Source organism: Micrococcus sp. Mcc28 (genome assembly GCF_024519775.1).
GTDB classification, from domain to species: domain Bacteria; phylum Actinomycetota; class Actinomycetes; order Actinomycetales; family Micrococcaceae; genus Micrococcus; species Micrococcus luteus.
In genome coordinates, this window is record NZ_JALJRH010000001.1 from 128,485 (window position 1) to 143,423 (window position 14,939).

Annotated in this window: 14 protein-coding genes; 4 read left to right on the top strand and 10 right to left on the bottom strand. The window is 72.6% G+C overall.

Annotation, left to right across the window (positions count from 1 at the left end; all coding sequences use genetic code 11):
* Positions 1-21: 21 nt before the first annotated feature.
* Together NR073_RS00575 and NR073_RS00580 are read right to left on the bottom strand one after the other, a co-directional pair.
* The gene (locus NR073_RS00575) at positions 22-450 is read right to left on the bottom strand and encodes an HIT family protein (protein ID WP_036341403.1); all 429 of its coding nucleotides are present in this window, start codon (positions 448-450) and stop codon (positions 22-24) included.
* Positions 451-494: 44 nt separating this feature from the next.
* On the bottom strand, positions 495-1,622 hold the full coding sequence (locus NR073_RS00580) for a sulfurtransferase (RefSeq protein ID WP_144919006.1): 1,128 nt from the start codon (positions 1,620-1,622) through the stop codon (positions 495-497).
* Positions 1,623-1,733: 111 nt separating this feature from the next.
* Here NR073_RS00580 and NR073_RS00585 point away from each other — a divergent pair, with 111 nt between their 5' ends.
* On the top strand, positions 1,734-2,180 hold the full coding sequence (locus tag NR073_RS00585; protein WP_036337773.1) for a Fur family transcriptional regulator: 447 nt from the start codon (positions 1,734-1,736) through the stop codon (positions 2,178-2,180).
* Between the two features lie 19 nt (positions 2,181-2,199).
* On the opposite strand, the gene NR073_RS00590 is transcribed toward NR073_RS00585, so the two are convergent.
* The 6 genes from NR073_RS00590 to NR073_RS00615 form a co-directional block, all read right to left on the bottom strand.
* Entirely contained in the window at positions 2,200-3,018 is an 819-nt protein-coding gene (locus tag NR073_RS00590; RefSeq protein WP_044659228.1) for a metal ABC transporter ATP-binding protein, read from the bottom strand.
* A complete protein-coding gene (locus tag NR073_RS00595) occupies positions 3,015-3,914 on the bottom strand; it encodes a metal ABC transporter permease (protein WP_036337769.1) in 900 nt (299 codons plus the stop codon). Before NR073_RS00595 ends, NR073_RS00590 begins: the two co-directional genes overlap by 4 nt.
* A 2-nt stretch (positions 3,915-3,916) precedes the next feature.
* Positions 3,917-4,924 (bottom strand): metal ABC transporter substrate-binding protein, encoded by a 1,008-nt coding sequence (locus NR073_RS00600; RefSeq protein ID WP_060974336.1) that lies wholly within the window; start codon positions 4,922-4,924, stop codon positions 3,917-3,919.
* Positions 4,925-4,999: 75 nt separating this feature from the next.
* The gene (locus tag NR073_RS00605) at positions 5,000-6,058 is read right to left on the bottom strand and encodes a hemolysin family protein (protein WP_041104317.1); all 1,059 of its coding nucleotides are present in this window, start codon (positions 6,056-6,058) and stop codon (positions 5,000-5,002) included.
* Positions 6,055-7,371, bottom strand: a complete 1,317-nt coding sequence (locus NR073_RS00610; RefSeq protein ID WP_060974335.1) for a hemolysin family protein — start codon at positions 7,369-7,371, stop codon at positions 6,055-6,057. The genes NR073_RS00605 and NR073_RS00610 overlap by 4 nt, the downstream gene beginning before the upstream one ends.
* A gap of 184 nt (positions 7,372-7,555) precedes the next feature.
* On the bottom strand, positions 7,556-9,037 hold the full coding sequence (locus tag NR073_RS00615) for a GuaB1 family IMP dehydrogenase-related protein (protein ID WP_049147194.1): 1,482 nt from the start codon (positions 9,035-9,037) through the stop codon (positions 7,556-7,558).
* 200 nt (positions 9,038-9,237) lie between these two features.
* Here NR073_RS00615 and NR073_RS00620 point away from each other — a divergent pair, with 200 nt between their 5' ends.
* The 3 genes from NR073_RS00620 (at position 9,238) to NR073_RS11300 (ending at position 13,767) form a co-directional block, all read left to right on the top strand.
* Positions 9,238-12,966 carry a multifunctional oxoglutarate decarboxylase/oxoglutarate dehydrogenase thiamine pyrophosphate-binding subunit/dihydrolipoyllysine-residue succinyltransferase subunit gene (locus NR073_RS00620; protein ID WP_060974334.1) on the top strand — a complete coding sequence of 1,243 codons (3,729 nt, stop codon included), beginning with the start codon at positions 9,238-9,240 and terminating at the stop codon, positions 12,964-12,966.
* A 76-nt stretch (positions 12,967-13,042) separates the two neighbouring features.
* Positions 13,043-13,648, top strand: coding sequence for a GDSL-type esterase/lipase family protein (locus NR073_RS00625; protein WP_004167659.1), 606 nt, complete (start codon positions 13,043-13,045; stop codon positions 13,646-13,648).
* 44 nt (positions 13,649-13,692) lie between these two features.
* Positions 13,693-13,767 (top strand): 50S ribosomal protein bL37, encoded by a 75-nt coding sequence (locus NR073_RS11300; RefSeq protein WP_095346645.1) that lies wholly within the window; start codon positions 13,693-13,695, stop codon positions 13,765-13,767.
* Positions 13,768-13,905: 138 nt separating this feature from the next.
* On the opposite strand, the gene rsrA is transcribed toward NR073_RS11300, so the two are convergent.
* Positions 13,906-14,184 carry a mycothiol system anti-sigma-R factor gene (rsrA, locus tag NR073_RS00630; RefSeq protein WP_060974333.1) on the bottom strand — a complete coding sequence of 93 codons (279 nt, stop codon included), beginning with the start codon at positions 14,182-14,184 and terminating at the stop codon, positions 13,906-13,908.
* On the bottom strand, positions 14,181-14,897 hold the full coding sequence (locus NR073_RS00635; protein WP_036314006.1) for a sigma-70 family RNA polymerase sigma factor: 717 nt from the start codon (positions 14,895-14,897) through the stop codon (positions 14,181-14,183). Before NR073_RS00635 ends, rsrA begins: the two co-directional genes overlap by 4 nt.
* Between the last annotated feature and the right edge of the window lie 42 nt (positions 14,898-14,939).

Here is a 14,939-nt window from a genome sequence, read left to right on the forward strand (position 1 = left end):
GGGTCCGGGCGGCGCGGGCCGTCAGTCCTGCGGGACGACCTCGCCGTGGCCCAGGTCCCGCAGGGCCGCGCGGAGGCGGGCGGCGGCGTCGTCCAGGTCTGCCGGATCGGGGGCGTTGTCCACGCGGGCCAGGTCGAAGTCGGCGAGCGAGGTGGAGGGCCACACGTGCACGTGCAGGTGCGGGATCTCGTAGCCGGCGATCATGAGCCCGGCCCGGCGCGCGGAGAACGCCGCCACCTGCGCCTTGCCGATCTGCTGGGCGACCGTCGTCAGGTGCGTGACCAGCGCCGGGTCGACCTCCACCCATTCGTCCACCTCCTCACGGGGCACCACGAGCGTGTGCCCCGGCTGGAGCGGTGCGGCGGACAGGAACGCGACGCACGTCGGGTCCTGCCACACGAAGCGGGCGGGCAGCTCGCCGGCGACGATCCTGCTGAAGACGGTGGCCATGGGGGGTCCTCCTGGGGGTCGGCGGGGCGGGGCCCCGGGGCTCATCACTCCCGGCCGGACGCGCCGTAGGGCTCGGGGCCGACCGCGACGGCGTTGGACGGGTCCTGGACCCATGCTGACCACGAACCCGGGTAGAGCGCCACTCCGGGTCGCCCCGCGACGGCCAGGGTGAGCACGGCGTGCGCCGCGGTGATGCCCGAGCCGCAGTACACGGCCACGGGAGTGGCGTCGTCCACGCCGACGGCGTCGAACCGCTCCGCCAGCTCCGCGGCGGGCCGCAGGCGACCGTCCTCGGCGATGCTCTCCGCCGTGGGCACGTTCCGCGCCCCGGGGATGTGCCCGGCCACGGGGTCGAAGGGCTCGACCTCCCCGCGGTAGCGCTCGGCCGCCCGCGCGTCGAGGAGCAGACCGCCGGAGGCCATCGCCTCGGCGCCGGCCGTGTCCACGACGGGCATGCGGCCCCACGACGGCCGGGCGGTGCCGGGCACCGGGATGACCTCACCGGGCTGCAGGGGCAGGCCCGCGGCGCGCCACGCCTCGAGGCCGCCGTCCAGGAGCACGGAGTCCCGCAGCCCCGCGTGGCGCAGCAGCCACCAGGCGCGCGCGGCGGACAGGCCGTGGTCGTCGTCGTAGACCACGATGGTGTCGCCCTCGTCGATCCCCCACATCCGCACGGTCTCCGCGAACTGGCGCGCGTCCGGCAGGGGGTGGCGCCCCGCCGCCGGACCGGCGTGGCCGGCGAGCTGGCTGGGCAGGGAGACGTAGACGGCGCCCGGCAGATGGCCCTGGAGATAGGCGGCGTGGTCCGGCCCGCCCCCCGTGGCCCGGAACCGGACGTCGAGCAGGATCACCCGGTTCGGGCGGCATCGGCCCGGCTGGGCGTAGGCCGGGCCCCCGGGCACCGGCGGCAGGTCCTCGACGGGGGCCAGACCGAGCCAGCCGGCCAGCACGTCCACCGTCACCAGGGTGGGCGGCTCGGCGGCCTCAGGGTCGACGCCGTCGATGTCCGCGTCCGGGTCGCCGCCGGCGTCATGGGACGAGGACGGGGCCGCCGTGGGCGCCGGGACGACGCGGCCCTGCCCCTCGCCGACGACGATCAGCGGGTCGGGTCGATCGGGGGCGGCGCCGTCGCGGTCCGGGACAGGGGATGGGTCCGGGGTCTCGCTGTGCACCCGGACACCCTACTCCACGCCCCCTTCGGCGTCGCTGATAACCTGGAGGATGGCCCGCGCGGACCTGTTCCGGACCGCGCGGAGGAGGCGGCAGCCGCCGCAGAAGGAGTCGTGAGCACCGTGAGCGCCCCCCAGCCCAGCCCCCGGGCCGCCCGTCCCCGGGCGACCCGGCAGAAGGCCGCCGTCGACCGAGCCCTGGACCGCATCCCGGACTTCGTGAGCGCGCAGGAGCTCCATGCCCGCCTCCAGGACCAGGGCGAACGCGTCTCGCTGGCCACCGTGTACCGGACCCTGCAGCAGCAGCTCGACGACGGCCTCGTGGACATGCTCCGCCGCGACGACGGCGAGACCGTGTACCGCCGGTGCGAGGACGAGGGCCACCATCACCACCTGGTGTGCCGGATCTGCTGGACCACCGTCGAGGTCACCGCCCCCCACGTCGAGGCGTGGGCCACCGCCGTCGCCGCGGAGCACGGCTTCACGGACGCGGACCACACGGTGGAGATCACCGGCGTCTGTGCCCGCTGCCGGGCCGAGGGGCGCACCCGCGCGGCCTGACCCCGGGGCCGGGCCCCGGTCAGTGGCGGATGCCGCCCGCGGGGTCGTCCAGGAAGTCCGCCGGGTCCTCGACTGCCTTGGAGGGCCCGTGCAGGGCGCCCCGGCCGTAGGCGATGTCCAGGTTCTCGACCGTGAGCACGTTCCGCGGCGGGCCGGAGGCCACGACACGCCCGCCCATCAGGACCACATGGTCCGCCTCCGCAGCCTCGTCGAGATCGTGGGTCGTGTAGACCACGGACACCCCGCGCGTCGGCTCCTCGTGGAGGAGGTCGTCGATCGTGCGGGCGGAGACGATGTCGAGGCCCGTCATCGGCTCGTCGAGCAGCAGCACGTCGTGGTCCTGGGCGAGGCCCTGGGCCACGTAGGCGCGCTGGCGCTGGCCGCCGGAGAGCTGGTCGAGGTGCCGCCGCGCCAGGTCCGCGACCTGCATGCGCTCCATGGCGGCCCGCACGATGTCCCGGTCCTGCTTCCGGAACGGGCGGAACCACCCGAGCGTGGGGTACCGGCCCATCCCGACGACGTCGCGCACCGTCACCGGCACTCCCTGGGGCACGCCGATGGACTGCATCACGAAGGAGGTGCGCTGCGAGCGCCGCCGCGGGTTCTCGCCGAGCACCTCCAGCGCACCGGAGGCCGGGTCGCTCAGGCCCGCCAGGGCGGTCAGCAGCGTGGACTTGCCGGAGCCGTTGGGCCCGATCACCGCGATCAGCCGCCGGGCCGGCAGGGTGAAGTCGGAGGGCCGGACGGCCACGTGCGAGCCGTGGCGCAGTTCGAGCGCCCGGGCGACCGCGAGGGGAGGCGTGGCCGCCGCGGCGCCCGCGGGGAAGGACGCGTTCATCGGGCGACCTCCGCTCCGGGCAGGGCCACGACCGGCGTCTCCTGCTCACGCTGCGCGCGCGAGCGCACGTGCCGGCCCAGGAGCGCCAGCACGGCGGCGCGGACGGCGAGCACGACGAAGAACAGCAGGATCGGCATGAGCGCCATGGTGGCCGAACCCGCCGTGCCCAGCCGGTAGCTGAGGGTGAGCCCGGTGACGACGCACGCCGCGCCGATCACGACGGAGACGAGCATCATCTGGGGGACGCTGCGCGTCAGCAGCGCCGCCGTCGCGGGCGGTCCCACGAGGAGGCCGAACACGAGCACCGTGCCCACCGCCTGGAACGAACCGATCACGGCCGCGCCGATCATCACCAGCAGCAACGTGTGCGTCAGCCCCGGTCGCATGCCCAGCGAGCGCGCCTTGACCTCGGAGAAGCTCAGCGCCAACAGGGGCCGGTAGAGCAGCAGGGCCAGGGCGATCACCACGACGGCGATGACCGCCTGGGTCACGATGCCGTCCACGCTGACCCCCAGCACATCGCCGAACAGGATCGACGTGAGCGAACCCGTGTAGGAGTCCGACTTGGAGATGATCACCACGCCCAGGGCCATCATCCCCACGAAGAGCAGGCCGATGGCGGTGTCCTCCTTGAGGGTGGTGGCCCGGTGCACCAGCGAGATGCCCGCCATCATGACGACGGCGGCCACCGCGGCACCGAGGTGGGGGCTGCCGCCGGTGACGACCGCCAGGGCGATGCCCGGCAGGACACCGTGCACGAACGCGTCCCCGAAGAAGCTCATCCCGCGCAGCACCAGCCACGTGCCCACGACCGAGCACATCACCACCGCGATGAGTCCGCCGACGAGGGCACGCTGCTGGAAGCCCATCTGGAAGGGTTCGAGCAGCCAGTCCATCCTCAGCCCTCCAGCGCGTCGGCGAGGGTGCGGGCGTTGAGGAGCATGGCCTCGGCGTAGTCCGCCTCCGGGGTGTCCTTCGGGCCGACGCCGCCCTCGTAGACCTCGATGACCGGCAGGTCGCCGACCTCCTCGGCCACGGTGTCCACGAGGCTGTTGCGCGCGCCCACGGACGTGATCACGGCGTCTGCGCCGCCGTCGCGGATGGACCGGGCGAGCTCGGCGATCTCCTGGGAGGAGGGCTCGCCGTCGGTGGAGCCGCCCGGGACGACGACGCCGGACACGGTGAAGTCGTAGGCCTCGCTGAAGTAGCCGTAGGCGTCGTGGTCCGTGACCAGCGTGCGGCGGTCCTCCGGGACCCCGGCGAGGATCTCCCGGACCTGCGTGTCCGTCTGCTCGAGCTCCCCGCGCACGGTCGCGCCGCACTCGGCGAACCTCTCGTCACCCCGCTCCTGGGCGAGCGTGTCGCCCATCAGCTCGGCGGCCCTCGCCATGCGGGCGACGTCCATCCAGACGTGCGGGTCCTCGGACCCGTGGTCATGGCCCTCGTGGCCCGCCCCCTCCTCGGCGTGGTCATGGCCGCCGAAGGGCAGCGGATCCAGCTGGGGCGCCACCTCGACGACGGTCGCGCCGTCCGCCTCGGCGTTGGCGAGGGCGGACTCCATGCCGCCCTCGAGGCCGAGGCCGTTGGAGAACACGAGGCCGGAGGAGACCATGTCCTTCACCTGCGCGGACGAGGCGGAGAAGTCGTGCGGATCATCCCCCGGGCCCATCACCGTGACGCTGCGGGCGTCGGCGCACGCGACCACGCGGTCGAGCACGGAGCCGAGCTGCGTCGTCGTGGCGACGGCCACGGGCGCGCCCGCGGCCGAGCCGGACCCGGCGGCAGCAGAGGCGCCCGCGGCCTGCTCGCCCGCGGAGTCGCCGCTGGTCCCGCCGCACGCGGCGAGGCTCAGGGTGAGCGCGGTGAGGGCCCCGGTCAGGGCGGGCAGACGACGGCGGCGGAGCATGGGGCGACCTCGTTCGTGTCGGGAGGATGTGTGAAATCGGTTCTCAACAGTAGCACCGCGCCGCCCGCGCGACGCTCACGCGGGCCGGAACCGACGTGGCGACTGCGTCACGTCGTTGATCTCCCCGACGAGCTCCTCGAGCACGTCCTCGAGGAAGAGGATGCCCGCGGTCTCGCCCTCGGGCGTGATGACCCGGGCGAGGTGGGAGCCCGTGCGCTGCATGAGCGCGAGTGCGTCCTCGACCTCGTCCTCGAGCCGCACGTTGGCCAGCGAGCGCACGCGCGTGAGCGGGATCGGCTCGTCGTGTCCCGACGGGCCCACGGTGAGGACGTCCTTCAGGTGCAGGTAGCCGGTGTAGCCGCCGTCGGGGTCCTCGACCACGAACCGGGAGAAGCCCACGCGGCCCACGGTCCACTCGAAGTCGTGCGGCGTGATCCCCTCGGGGACGGTGACGACCCGCTCGAGCGGCACCATCACGTCCCCGGCCCGGTGGTCCGAGAACTCGAGGGCCGAGTGCAGCACGCCGGACTCGTCCTCCAGGGTGCCCGAGCGGGTGGACTCGGCCACGATCGACTGCACCTCCTCGAGCGTGTAGGAGGAGGCCACCTCGTCCTTCGGCTCGATGCGCAGGGCGTGCAGCACGAGGTTGGCCGTCCAGTTCAGCGCGGCCACGACCGGATGCAGCAGCTTCGAGAGCCACACGAGCGGCTGGGCCAGCAGCATCACGGCGCGGTCCGCGAACGAGACGGCGGCGTTCTTGGGCACCATCTCGCCCAGGGTCACGTGCAGGAAGGTGACCACCAGCAGCGCGAGCACGAAGGCGGTCACGTCCGCCGCCGCGGACGGGACCCCGAGGGCGGCCATCGGGACGACGAGCAGGTGGTGCAGCGCCGGCTCGGACACGTTGAGGATGAGCAGGGAGCACACCGTGATGCCGAGCTGGCAGACGGCCAGCATCTGGGAGACGTGCTCCATCGCGTAGAGCGCCACCTGGGCCTGGCGGGAGCCGGCCTCGGCCCGCGGCTCGATCTGCGCCCGGCGGGCGCCCATGACGGCGAACTCGCCCGCCACGAAGAAGGCGTTGGCGGCCAACAGGACCACCAGCCACAGCAGTCCGACGACGTCCCCGTTCATGCGCGCGTCTCCTCGTCCTCAGCGGCCGGGTCGAAGCGCACGCGCTCGATGCGGCGGCCGTCCATCCGCTCGACCGTCAGGACACCGCCGTCCACGTCCACCACGTCCCCGACCTCCGCCAGGCGCCCCAGTCGGGCCAGGATGTACCCGCCGACGGTCTCGTAGGCACCGTCCTCCGGCACCACGAGGGCCGGGATCTGGGTCCGCACCTCGTCGGGCCGCAGCTCCGCCGGGAAGTACCAGCGGCCGGAGGCCGTCTGCAGGACCCCCGGGGTGACGCGGTCGTGCTCGTCCGCGACCTCGCCGACGATCTCCTCCACCACGTCCTCGAGCGTGACCACCCCTGCGGTGCCCCCGTACTCGTCCACGACGACGGCCATCTGCAGGTTCGCGTCGCGCAGCTCGGCCAGCAGCTGGTCCAGGTGCACGGTCTCCGGCACGCGGATGACCTCCGTCATCAGTGCACCGGCCTCGAGGTCGGCGCGGCGCTCCCGCGGCACGGCCACGACCTTCTTCACGTGCACCACGCCGCGGATGTCGTCCGAGGAGTCGCCGATCACGGGGAACCGCGAGTAGCCGGTGCTGCGGGCCAGGTCCAGGACCTCGGGCAGAGCCTGGTCCTCCCTCACCGTCTCCACGCGGATGCGCGGGGTCATCACGTCCGCGGCGGTGCGGTCCGCGAAGCGCAGCGTCCGGTCCAGGAACGTGGCGGTCTGCGCGTCGAGCGTGCCCAGCTGGGCCGAGCGGCGGACCAGCGAGGAGAGCTCCTCGGGGCTGCGGGCGCCGGAGATCTCCTCCTTGGCCTCGATGCCCACGCGGGCCAGCACGCCGTTGGAGAACCCGTTCAGGACCAGGATCGCCGGCTTGAACACGGTGCTGAACACGAGCTGGGGCCGGGCGAGTGCGCGGCCGATCGCCATGGGCTCGGCGATGGACATGTTCTTGGGGATCAGCTCGCCGAGGAGCATCGAGAGCAGGGTCGCCACGACCATCGCGACGACGAGCGAGACGGTGCCCACCACGCCGGCCGGCAGCCCCACCTGGAGCAGCAGCGGGTCGATGAGCCGGCTGATCGCCGGGTCCATCACGTAGCCGGTGAGCAGTGTGGTCAGAGTGATGCCCAGCTGGCACGCGGAGAGCTGGGTCGAGAGTGACTTGAGACAGCGCAGCAGGGGCTCGGCGCCGCGGTCACCCGCGTCCACCATGCGCTGCACGGTGGGCACGTCGATCGCGATCATGGCGAACTCGACGGCCACGAAGAACCCGGTGCCCACGATCAGGGCCAGGCCGAGGATCAGCAGGAGCCACTCCACCCGACCTCACCCCCTCGACGGCGGGCCGGGCGGCGGTGCGGGGCACCGGGACTGGAAGGCTCCGATCCGGCCGCGTCCGCGTGGGCGGACGAGCGGTCTGGCACACAGGTGTCAGGGTGATCCATAGTCCGCCCAGTATAGGGGCGTCAGGCCCCGGCGGAACGAGCAGGGGCATGCGGCCGCCTCACCACGACGAGGCGACCGGCCGGCCCTCCTCGTAGCCCGCCGCGGACTGCAGGCCGACGACGGCGCGCTCACGGAACTCCGCCAGGTCGTGGGCGCCGGCGTAGGTCAGCGACGAGCGCACACCGGACGTGATGGTGTCCAGCAGGTCCTCCACCGAGGGGCGGCGCGGGTCCACGTACATGCGCGAGGAGGAGATGCCCTCCTCGAACATCGCCTTGCGGGCCTTGGTGAAGGCGTCCTCGTGGCGGGTGCGGTGCTGGACCGCGCGGGCCGAGGCCATGCCGAAGCTCTCCTTGTACCGCCGACCGTCCGGACCGTGCACGAGGTCGCCCGGAGACTCGAGCGTCCCCGCGAACCACGAGCCGATCATCACCGAGCTGGCTCCGGCGGCCAGCGCGAGCGCCACGTCCCGCGGGTGCTTCACCCCGCCGTCCGCCCACACGCGTGCCCCGAGCTCGCGGGCCGCGGCGGCGCACTCCAGGACCGCCGAGAACTGGGGCCGGCCCACCGCGGTCTGCATGCGCGTGGTGCACATCGCGCCCGGTCCCACGCCCACCTTGACGATGTCCGCGCCGGCCGCGACCAGGTCCCGGACGCCGTCGCCGGAGACGACGTTGCCGGCCACCACGGGCACGCCGGGGTCGAGGGCCCGCACGGCGGCGAGCGCGTCCAGCATGGTCCGCTGATGACCGTGCGCGGTGTCCACGACGAGCACGTCGACGCCGGCCTCGACCAGGACGGCGGCCTTCTCCCCCACCGCCCCGTTGATGCCGACGGCGGCGCCGACGCGGAGCCGTCCGTCGTCGTCGAGACCGGGCGTGAACAAGGACGAGCGCAGCAGGCCCGCCGCGGTGACGACCCCGCGCAGCACGGGGGCGGCGGTGCCCACCGCCGGGTCCACGACGGGGGCCATCTCCTGGTGCGCGGCGTGCAGGCGCTCGAAGGCCGCCCGCAGCGCGTCCTTGTCCGGGGCGCCGTCCGTGCCGCCGAGCTCGGCGAGCGTGAGGGTCACCACCGGAGGGTGCATGACGGAGGCGGCCGAGGTGAAGCGGTCCACGTCCTCGCAGTCCTGGGGGCGGACCACGCCGAGCAGCCCGCCGTGCGCGTCCACCACGCAGACGGCCCCGTGGTTGCGGCGGTCCACGAGGTGGAGCAGGTCCAGCACCGTGTCCTGCGGGCCGACGGTCAGGGCGGTGTCCGCCACGGGGTGGGCCGCCTTCACCCGACGCACGACGTCCCGGATGACGTCCGCCGGGATGTCCTGCGGCAGGATCCCGAGACCGCCGCGCCGGGCCATGGTCTCGACCATCCGGCGCCCGGTGACGGCGGTCATGTTGGCGGAGACCAGGGGGATGGTGGCGCCCGTGCCGTCATCCGGGGCGATGTCCACGTCCATGCGACTGGCGACGTCCGAGTGCGAGGGCACGAGGAAGACGTCGTTGTACGTCAGGTCGACGGCCGGGTCGGTGAGGAAGCGCATGGTGTCAGTCTCCCAGACGCGGTGGACGCCGAGAGCCCCCCGCGCGTCCGCCGGGAGCGGAGTCGAGCCGAGGCCGCGGCATTCCGACCGGGGGCGTCGAAGAACTATGATGTCTCGAGGCGTTCCCGGCCCCACGCGCGCCGCGCGGGTGGCCCGGCGCAGCACATCGCATCCCAAGGCTCAGGAAGAGGCGTTACACAGTGCCAGAACTCACGTCGGACCGGCTCGCACAGGAGTTCCCGGGGAACGAACGGCTCGTGGCCGAGATCTACCGGAAGTACCGCGAGGACTCCGGTTCCGTGGACCGGCAGTGGGCACAGATCTTCGCCCGTCTTGAGGCCAGCGCCCCCGCCGAGGCCGAGCCGAAGGCCGGCGCCCAGACCGAGCCGAAGGCCGCCGCCCAGACCGAGCCGAAGGCCTCCGCCAAGGTGACCGAGCCGAAGGCGGCGACCGCCCCGGCCCGGGGTCCGCAGCCCAAGGAGACCTCGGTCAGCACCGGCCCCAAGCCCAAGAAGACCCCGGCGGCCCAGGCCGTGCCCTCCGAGCCCGCCGACACCACCGCCACCACCGCGGACGAGAAGCAGGAGAAGGCCACCGTCCTCAAGGGCATGGCCAAGGCCGTGGCCACGAACATGGACGCCTCCCTGTCCATGCCCACCGCCACCACCGTGCGCGACCTGCCGGCCAAGGTGCTGATCGACAACCGCGTGGTCATCAACAGCCACCTGGCCCGCACCCGCGGCGGCAAGGTCTCCTTCACCCACCTCATCGGCTACGCCGTGGTCCGCGCGCTCGCGGCCATGCCCTCGATGAACGTGACCTACGAGGAGCGCGACGGCAAGCCCACCATGGTGGAGCCGGCCCACGTGAACTTCGGCCTCGCCATCGACCTGCCCCGCCCGGACGGCACCCGCGCGCTCGTGGTCCCCAACGTCAAGGCCGCCGAGACCCTCGACTTCCGCGGCTTCTGGAAGGCGTACGACGACCTCGTCCAGCGCGCCCGCAAGAACAAGCTGACGATGGACGACTACGCCGGCACCACGGTCTCCCTGACCAACCCGGGCGGCATCGGCACCGTGCACTCGGTGCCCCGCCTGTCCCAGGGCCAGGCCGCCATCATCGGCGTCGGCGCGCTGACCTATCCGGCCGCCTTCCAGGGCGCCGCCGAGTCCACGCTGCACGACCTGGCGATCTCCAAGACGATCACGCTGACCTCCACGTACGACCACCGCGTGATCCAGGGCGCCGGCTCCGGCGAGTTCCTGAAGATCGTGCACGGCCTCCTGCTGGGCGAGGACGGCTTCTACGACGAGGTCTTCCACTCCCTGCGCATCCCCTACGAGCCCGTCCGCTGGGCCCAGGACGTGCAGGTGAACCCGGAGGAGCAGATCGGCAAGGTCGCCCGCATCCAGCAGCTCATCCACGCGTACCGGGACCGCGGCCACCTGCTGGCCAACGTGGACCCGCTCGAGTACTCGATGGCCTACCACCCGGACCTCGACATCCGCGAGCACGGGCTGACCCTGTGGGACCTGGACCGCAAGTGGCCCACCGGCGGCTTCGGCGGGGCGAGCAGCCTGACGCTGCGCAAGATCCTCGGCGTGCTGCGTGACGCGTACTGCCGCACCATCGGCGTCGAGTACATGCACATCCAGGACCCGGCCGAGCGCGCCTGGTTCCAGGAGAAGCTCGAGCAGCCGTACGCCAAGCCCACCCGCGAGGAGCAGCTGCGCATCCTGGGCCGACTCAACGCCGCGGAGGCGTTCGAGACGTTCCTGCAGACCAAGTACATCGGCCAGAAGCGCTTCTCCCTGGAGGGCGGCGAGTCCCTCATCCCGCTGCTGGACGGCATCCTCGGCGACGCCGCCGACGCCGGGCTGGACGAGGTCGCCATCGGCATGGCGCACCGCGGTCGCCTGAACGTGCTGACCAACATCGCCGGCAAGACCTACAGCCAGGTCTTCCGCGAGTTCGAGGGGGCCACCCCGGGCGGCGCCTCGGGCTCGGGCGACGTGAAGTACCACATGGGCACCGAGGGCACCTTCGTGTCCGACGCCGGCAACAGCACCCGCGTGTACCTCGCCGCCAACCCCTCGCACCTGGAGGCCGTGGACCCGGTCCTCGAGGGCGTCGTGCGTGCCAAGCAGGACCGCCTCGATCTGGGTGGCCAGCGCCCGGACTCCTTCTCCGTGCTGCCGATCCTCGTGCACGGCGACGCGGCCTTCGCGGGCCAGGGCGTCGTGACCGAGGTCCTGCAGCTCTCGCAGCTGCCCGGCTACCGCACCGGCGGCACGATCCACGTGGTCGTGAACAACCAGGTGGGCTTCACCACGCCGCCGACCCAGGCGCGCTCCGCGGTGTACTCCACCGACGTGGCCAAGACCATCCAGGCCCCGATCTTCCACGTCAACGGCGACGAGCCGGAGTCCGTGGTGCACGTGGCCCAGCTCGCCTTCGAGTACCGCCAGCGGTTCAACAAGGACGTCGTCATCGACCTCGTCTGCTACCGCCGCCGCGGCCACAACGAGGGCGACGACCCGTCGATGACGCAGCCGCGCATGTACAACCTCATCGAGCAGAAGCGCTCCACCCGCAAGCTGTACGTCGAGTCCCTCGTGGGCCGCGGCGACATCACGCAGGAGGAGGCGGACAGCGCCCTGAAGGACTACCAGCAGCAGCTGGAGCGGGTCTTCGCGGAGACCCACGAGGACGCGCCCGCCTCCGGCGGGGAGGGCCTCCGCCCGGCCGAGGACCGGGACGCGGCCCCGGAGGCGCCGGCGTCCACGGCCATCTCGGCCGAGACGCTGCGGGCCATCGGGCAGGCGCACATCGACGTGCCCGAGGGCTTTACGGTCCACCCCAAGCTCGCGGCCCTGCTCGAGCGCCGCGCCAAGATGGCCGTCGACGGCGGCATCGACTGGGGCTTCGCCGAGCTGGCGGCCTTCGGCTCGCTGCTCATGGAGGGCGTGCCGGTCCGCCTGGCGGGCCAGGACTCCCAGCGCGGCACCTTCACGCAGCGCCACTCGGTGTTCCACGACCGGATCACCGGCGACACGTGGGCGCCGCTGAGGCACCTCTCCGAGGACCAGGCGAAGTTCTGGGTCTACAACTCGCTGCTGTCCGAGTACGCCGCCCTCGGCTTCGAGTACGGCTACTCCGTGGAGCGCTCCGACGCCCTCGTGCTGTGGGAGGCCCAGTTCGGCGACTTCGTGAACGGCGCGCAGACGATCATCGACGAGTTCATCTCCTCGGCCGATCAGAAGTGGTCGCAGACCTCGTCCGTGGTCCTGCTCCTCCCCCACGGCTACGAGGGACAGGGGCCGGACCACTCCTCCGCCCGCATCGAGCGCTTCCTGCAGATGTGCGCCGAGGACAACATGCGCGTGGTCAACCCCTCCACGGGCGCGAACCACTTCCACCTGCTGCGCGAGCACGCCTACGCCCGCCCGCGTCGGCCCCTCATCGTGTTCACCCCGAAGCAGCTGCTGCGCCTCAAGGCCGCCGCGAACTCGGTGGAGGACTTCACCGAGGGCGGCTTCCAGCCGGTCATCCCGGACGCCGGGGTGGACGCCAAGGACGTCACGCGCGTGGTGCTGGTCTCCGGCCGGCTGTACTACGACCTGCTCGCCCGCCGCGAGAAGTCCGGTGACACGTCCACCGCGATCGTGCGGGTGGAGCAGCTCTACCCGCTGCCGCTCGACGAGATCCGCAAGGCGCTCCGCGCCTACCCGGTCGCCGACGTCACCTGGGTGCAGGACGAGCCCGCGAACCAGGGCCCGTGGCCGTTCATGGCACTGAACCTCGTGCCGCAGCTCGACGGCCCCGTGACCCTCGTGTCCCGCCCGGCCTCGGCCGCGACCTCCGCGGGCACCAAGGGCCGCCACGACCAGGAGCTCAGCACGCTGCTGGACGCCGCCTTCGGCCGCTGACCCGGACCGACCCTGCGCCGCCGCCGCACCCTCCGGTGCGGCGGCGGCGCCGGATCGGCCGACGAAAGGACACACTGTGCACAACCGCCGGATCCGGATCGCCGCCGTCGGCGACCAGCTGCTGGCCGGTGCGGGCGACGCCCGCGCCATCGGCTGGTGGGGCCGCGTGCTCGCCCGCACCCAGGCCCCCGACGTGGAGCTGGAGAACTACGTGCTGGCCGTGCCGCACGAGACCACCGAGGACCTCAACGAGCGCTGGTGGGGCGAGGCCTCGCGGCGCTTCTCCGAGGAGACGGAGAACCGCCTCGTCGTGGCCCTGTCCGACGCGGACCTGGACCTGGAGGCCACCTCGACCGCCCGCTCGCGGCTGAACCTGGCCAACGTCCTGGACACCGCCTCGCAGCGGAACATCCCGGTGCTCGTGGTGGGCCCCACGCCCACCCTGGACGAGCAGCGCAACGCCCGGCTCGCCGAGCTCAACGCCGCCTACCTGGATGTGGCCGACCGGCGCAACCACGTGTACGTGGACACGTTCACCCCGCTGGTGGGCCACGAGCAGTGGCGCTCGGACCTGGCCTCCGGCCAGGGCCGGCCGGGCCAGGCGGGCCACGGGCTCATCGCGTGGCTCGTGCTGCATCGGGGCTGGTACCAGTGGCTCGGTCTGCCCGAGCCCACGGCCTGATGTGACAGAATGGACCACCGACCGACTCGTTGAAGGGAGACGTCATGAGCAAGCGTGCACGCAAGCGTCGCGACCGCCGCAGGAACGGCGCCAACCACGGCAAGCGTCCCAACGCCTGATCCGCTGATCGGCGTCGCGGACCGGCCGGGTGCCACCCGGCGACCGCAGAGACCACGAAGGGCCGTCCCCTCAGGGGACGGCCCTTCGTCATCGTCGGGGCGCCCGATCGGGTGCCCACGGGTCCGCATGTCGCGGTGTCAGCCCCAGGTGACGGTCGTCGTCGAGATCTGGGTGATGCGGGTCATGATGGTGGCCCGCAGCTGCGCGGGCGCCTTCTCCTGACAGCACCGACGCACCGCCGAGCGGATGAGCTCCTCGAGCTCCTTCTGGTGCCGGCAGTCCGGACACTCCGCCACGTGGGCGCGCACCTGCTCGATGTCCTCGGGCGTCAGGGCGCCGTCCAGGTACTGGTACAGCCGCTCCAGGGAGGCGTCCTGGGCGACGCGGCACTCATGGCCGTGCTGGTCCGCGGTCATCGCGTGGCCTCCTTCGTGCTCGTCTCGGTCTGCTTCGTGCCGCCGCGCCCGGTCTTCTTCTTCGGCTGGGCCTTGATGCCGCGCGCGGCCGCGTAGTCCGCGAGGCGCTCGCGCAGCTGCTTGCGGCCGCGGTGCAGCCGCGACATGACGGTGCCGATCGGCACGTCGAGGATCTCGGCGATCTCCTTGTAGGCGAAGCCCTCCACGTCCGCGAAGTAGACGGCGAGCCGGAACTCCTCCGGGATCGCCTGCAGGGCGTCCTTCACCTGGGAGTCGGGCAGCCGGTCGAGGGCCTCCGTCTCGGCCGAGCGCAGGCCACCGGAGGTGTGCTCGGCGGCCCGGGCCATCTGCCAGTCCTCCACCTCAGGGTTGTCCGCCTCGAGGGGCTGGCGCTGCCGCTTGCGGTAGAGGTTGATGTACGTGTTCGTGAGGATCCGGTAGAGCCAGGCCTTGAGGTTGGTGCCGGGCCGGTACTGGTGGAACGAGGAGTAGGCCTTCGTGTACGCCTCCTGGACCAGGTCCTCGGCGTCCTGCGGGTTGCGCGTCATGCGCAGCGCAGCGGAGTACAACTGGTCCACGAACTCGAGGGCGTCACGCTCGAACCGGGCACGGCGCTGCTGTTCGGACTCGGCGGCGACGTCGATGTCGGCGCGGTCGTGCTCGGGGGCGTCCTCGGGCCGGGCGAATTCCGGCCGGCTGTTGTCAGTGCTCATCGCGGGCCAGTCTACGGTCCGGGAGGGATGCGTCAGCAGGGC

Excerpts from the sequence above, each read along its gene's own strand:
- NR073_RS00595 (WP_036337769.1), bottom strand. The coding sequence starts at position 3,914 with ATGGACTGGCTGCTCGAACCCTTCCAGATGGGCTTCCAGCAGCGTGCC.
- rsrA (WP_060974333.1), bottom strand. The coding sequence starts at position 14,184 with ATGACCGCGGACCAGCACGGCCATGAGTGCCGCGTCGCCCAGGACGCC.
- NR073_RS00600 (WP_060974336.1), bottom strand. The coding sequence starts at position 4,924 with ATGCTCCGCCGCCGTCGTCTGCCCGCCCTGACCGGGGCCCTCACCGCG.
- NR073_RS00635 (WP_036314006.1), bottom strand. The coding sequence starts at position 14,897 with ATGAGCACTGACAACAGCCGGCCGGAATTCGCCCGGCCCGAGGACGCC.
- NR073_RS00590 (WP_044659228.1), bottom strand. The coding sequence starts at position 3,018 with ATGAACGCGTCCTTCCCCGCGGGCGCCGCGGCGGCCACGCCTCCCCTC.
- NR073_RS00615 (WP_049147194.1), bottom strand. The coding sequence starts at position 9,037 with ATGCGCTTCCTCACCGACCCGGCCGTCGACCTGACGTACAACGACGTC.
- NR073_RS00605 (WP_041104317.1), bottom strand. The coding sequence starts at position 6,058 with ATGAACGGGGACGTCGTCGGACTGCTGTGGCTGGTGGTCCTGTTGGCC.
- NR073_RS00575 (WP_036341403.1), bottom strand. The coding sequence starts at position 450 with ATGGCCACCGTCTTCAGCAGGATCGTCGCCGGCGAGCTGCCCGCCCGC.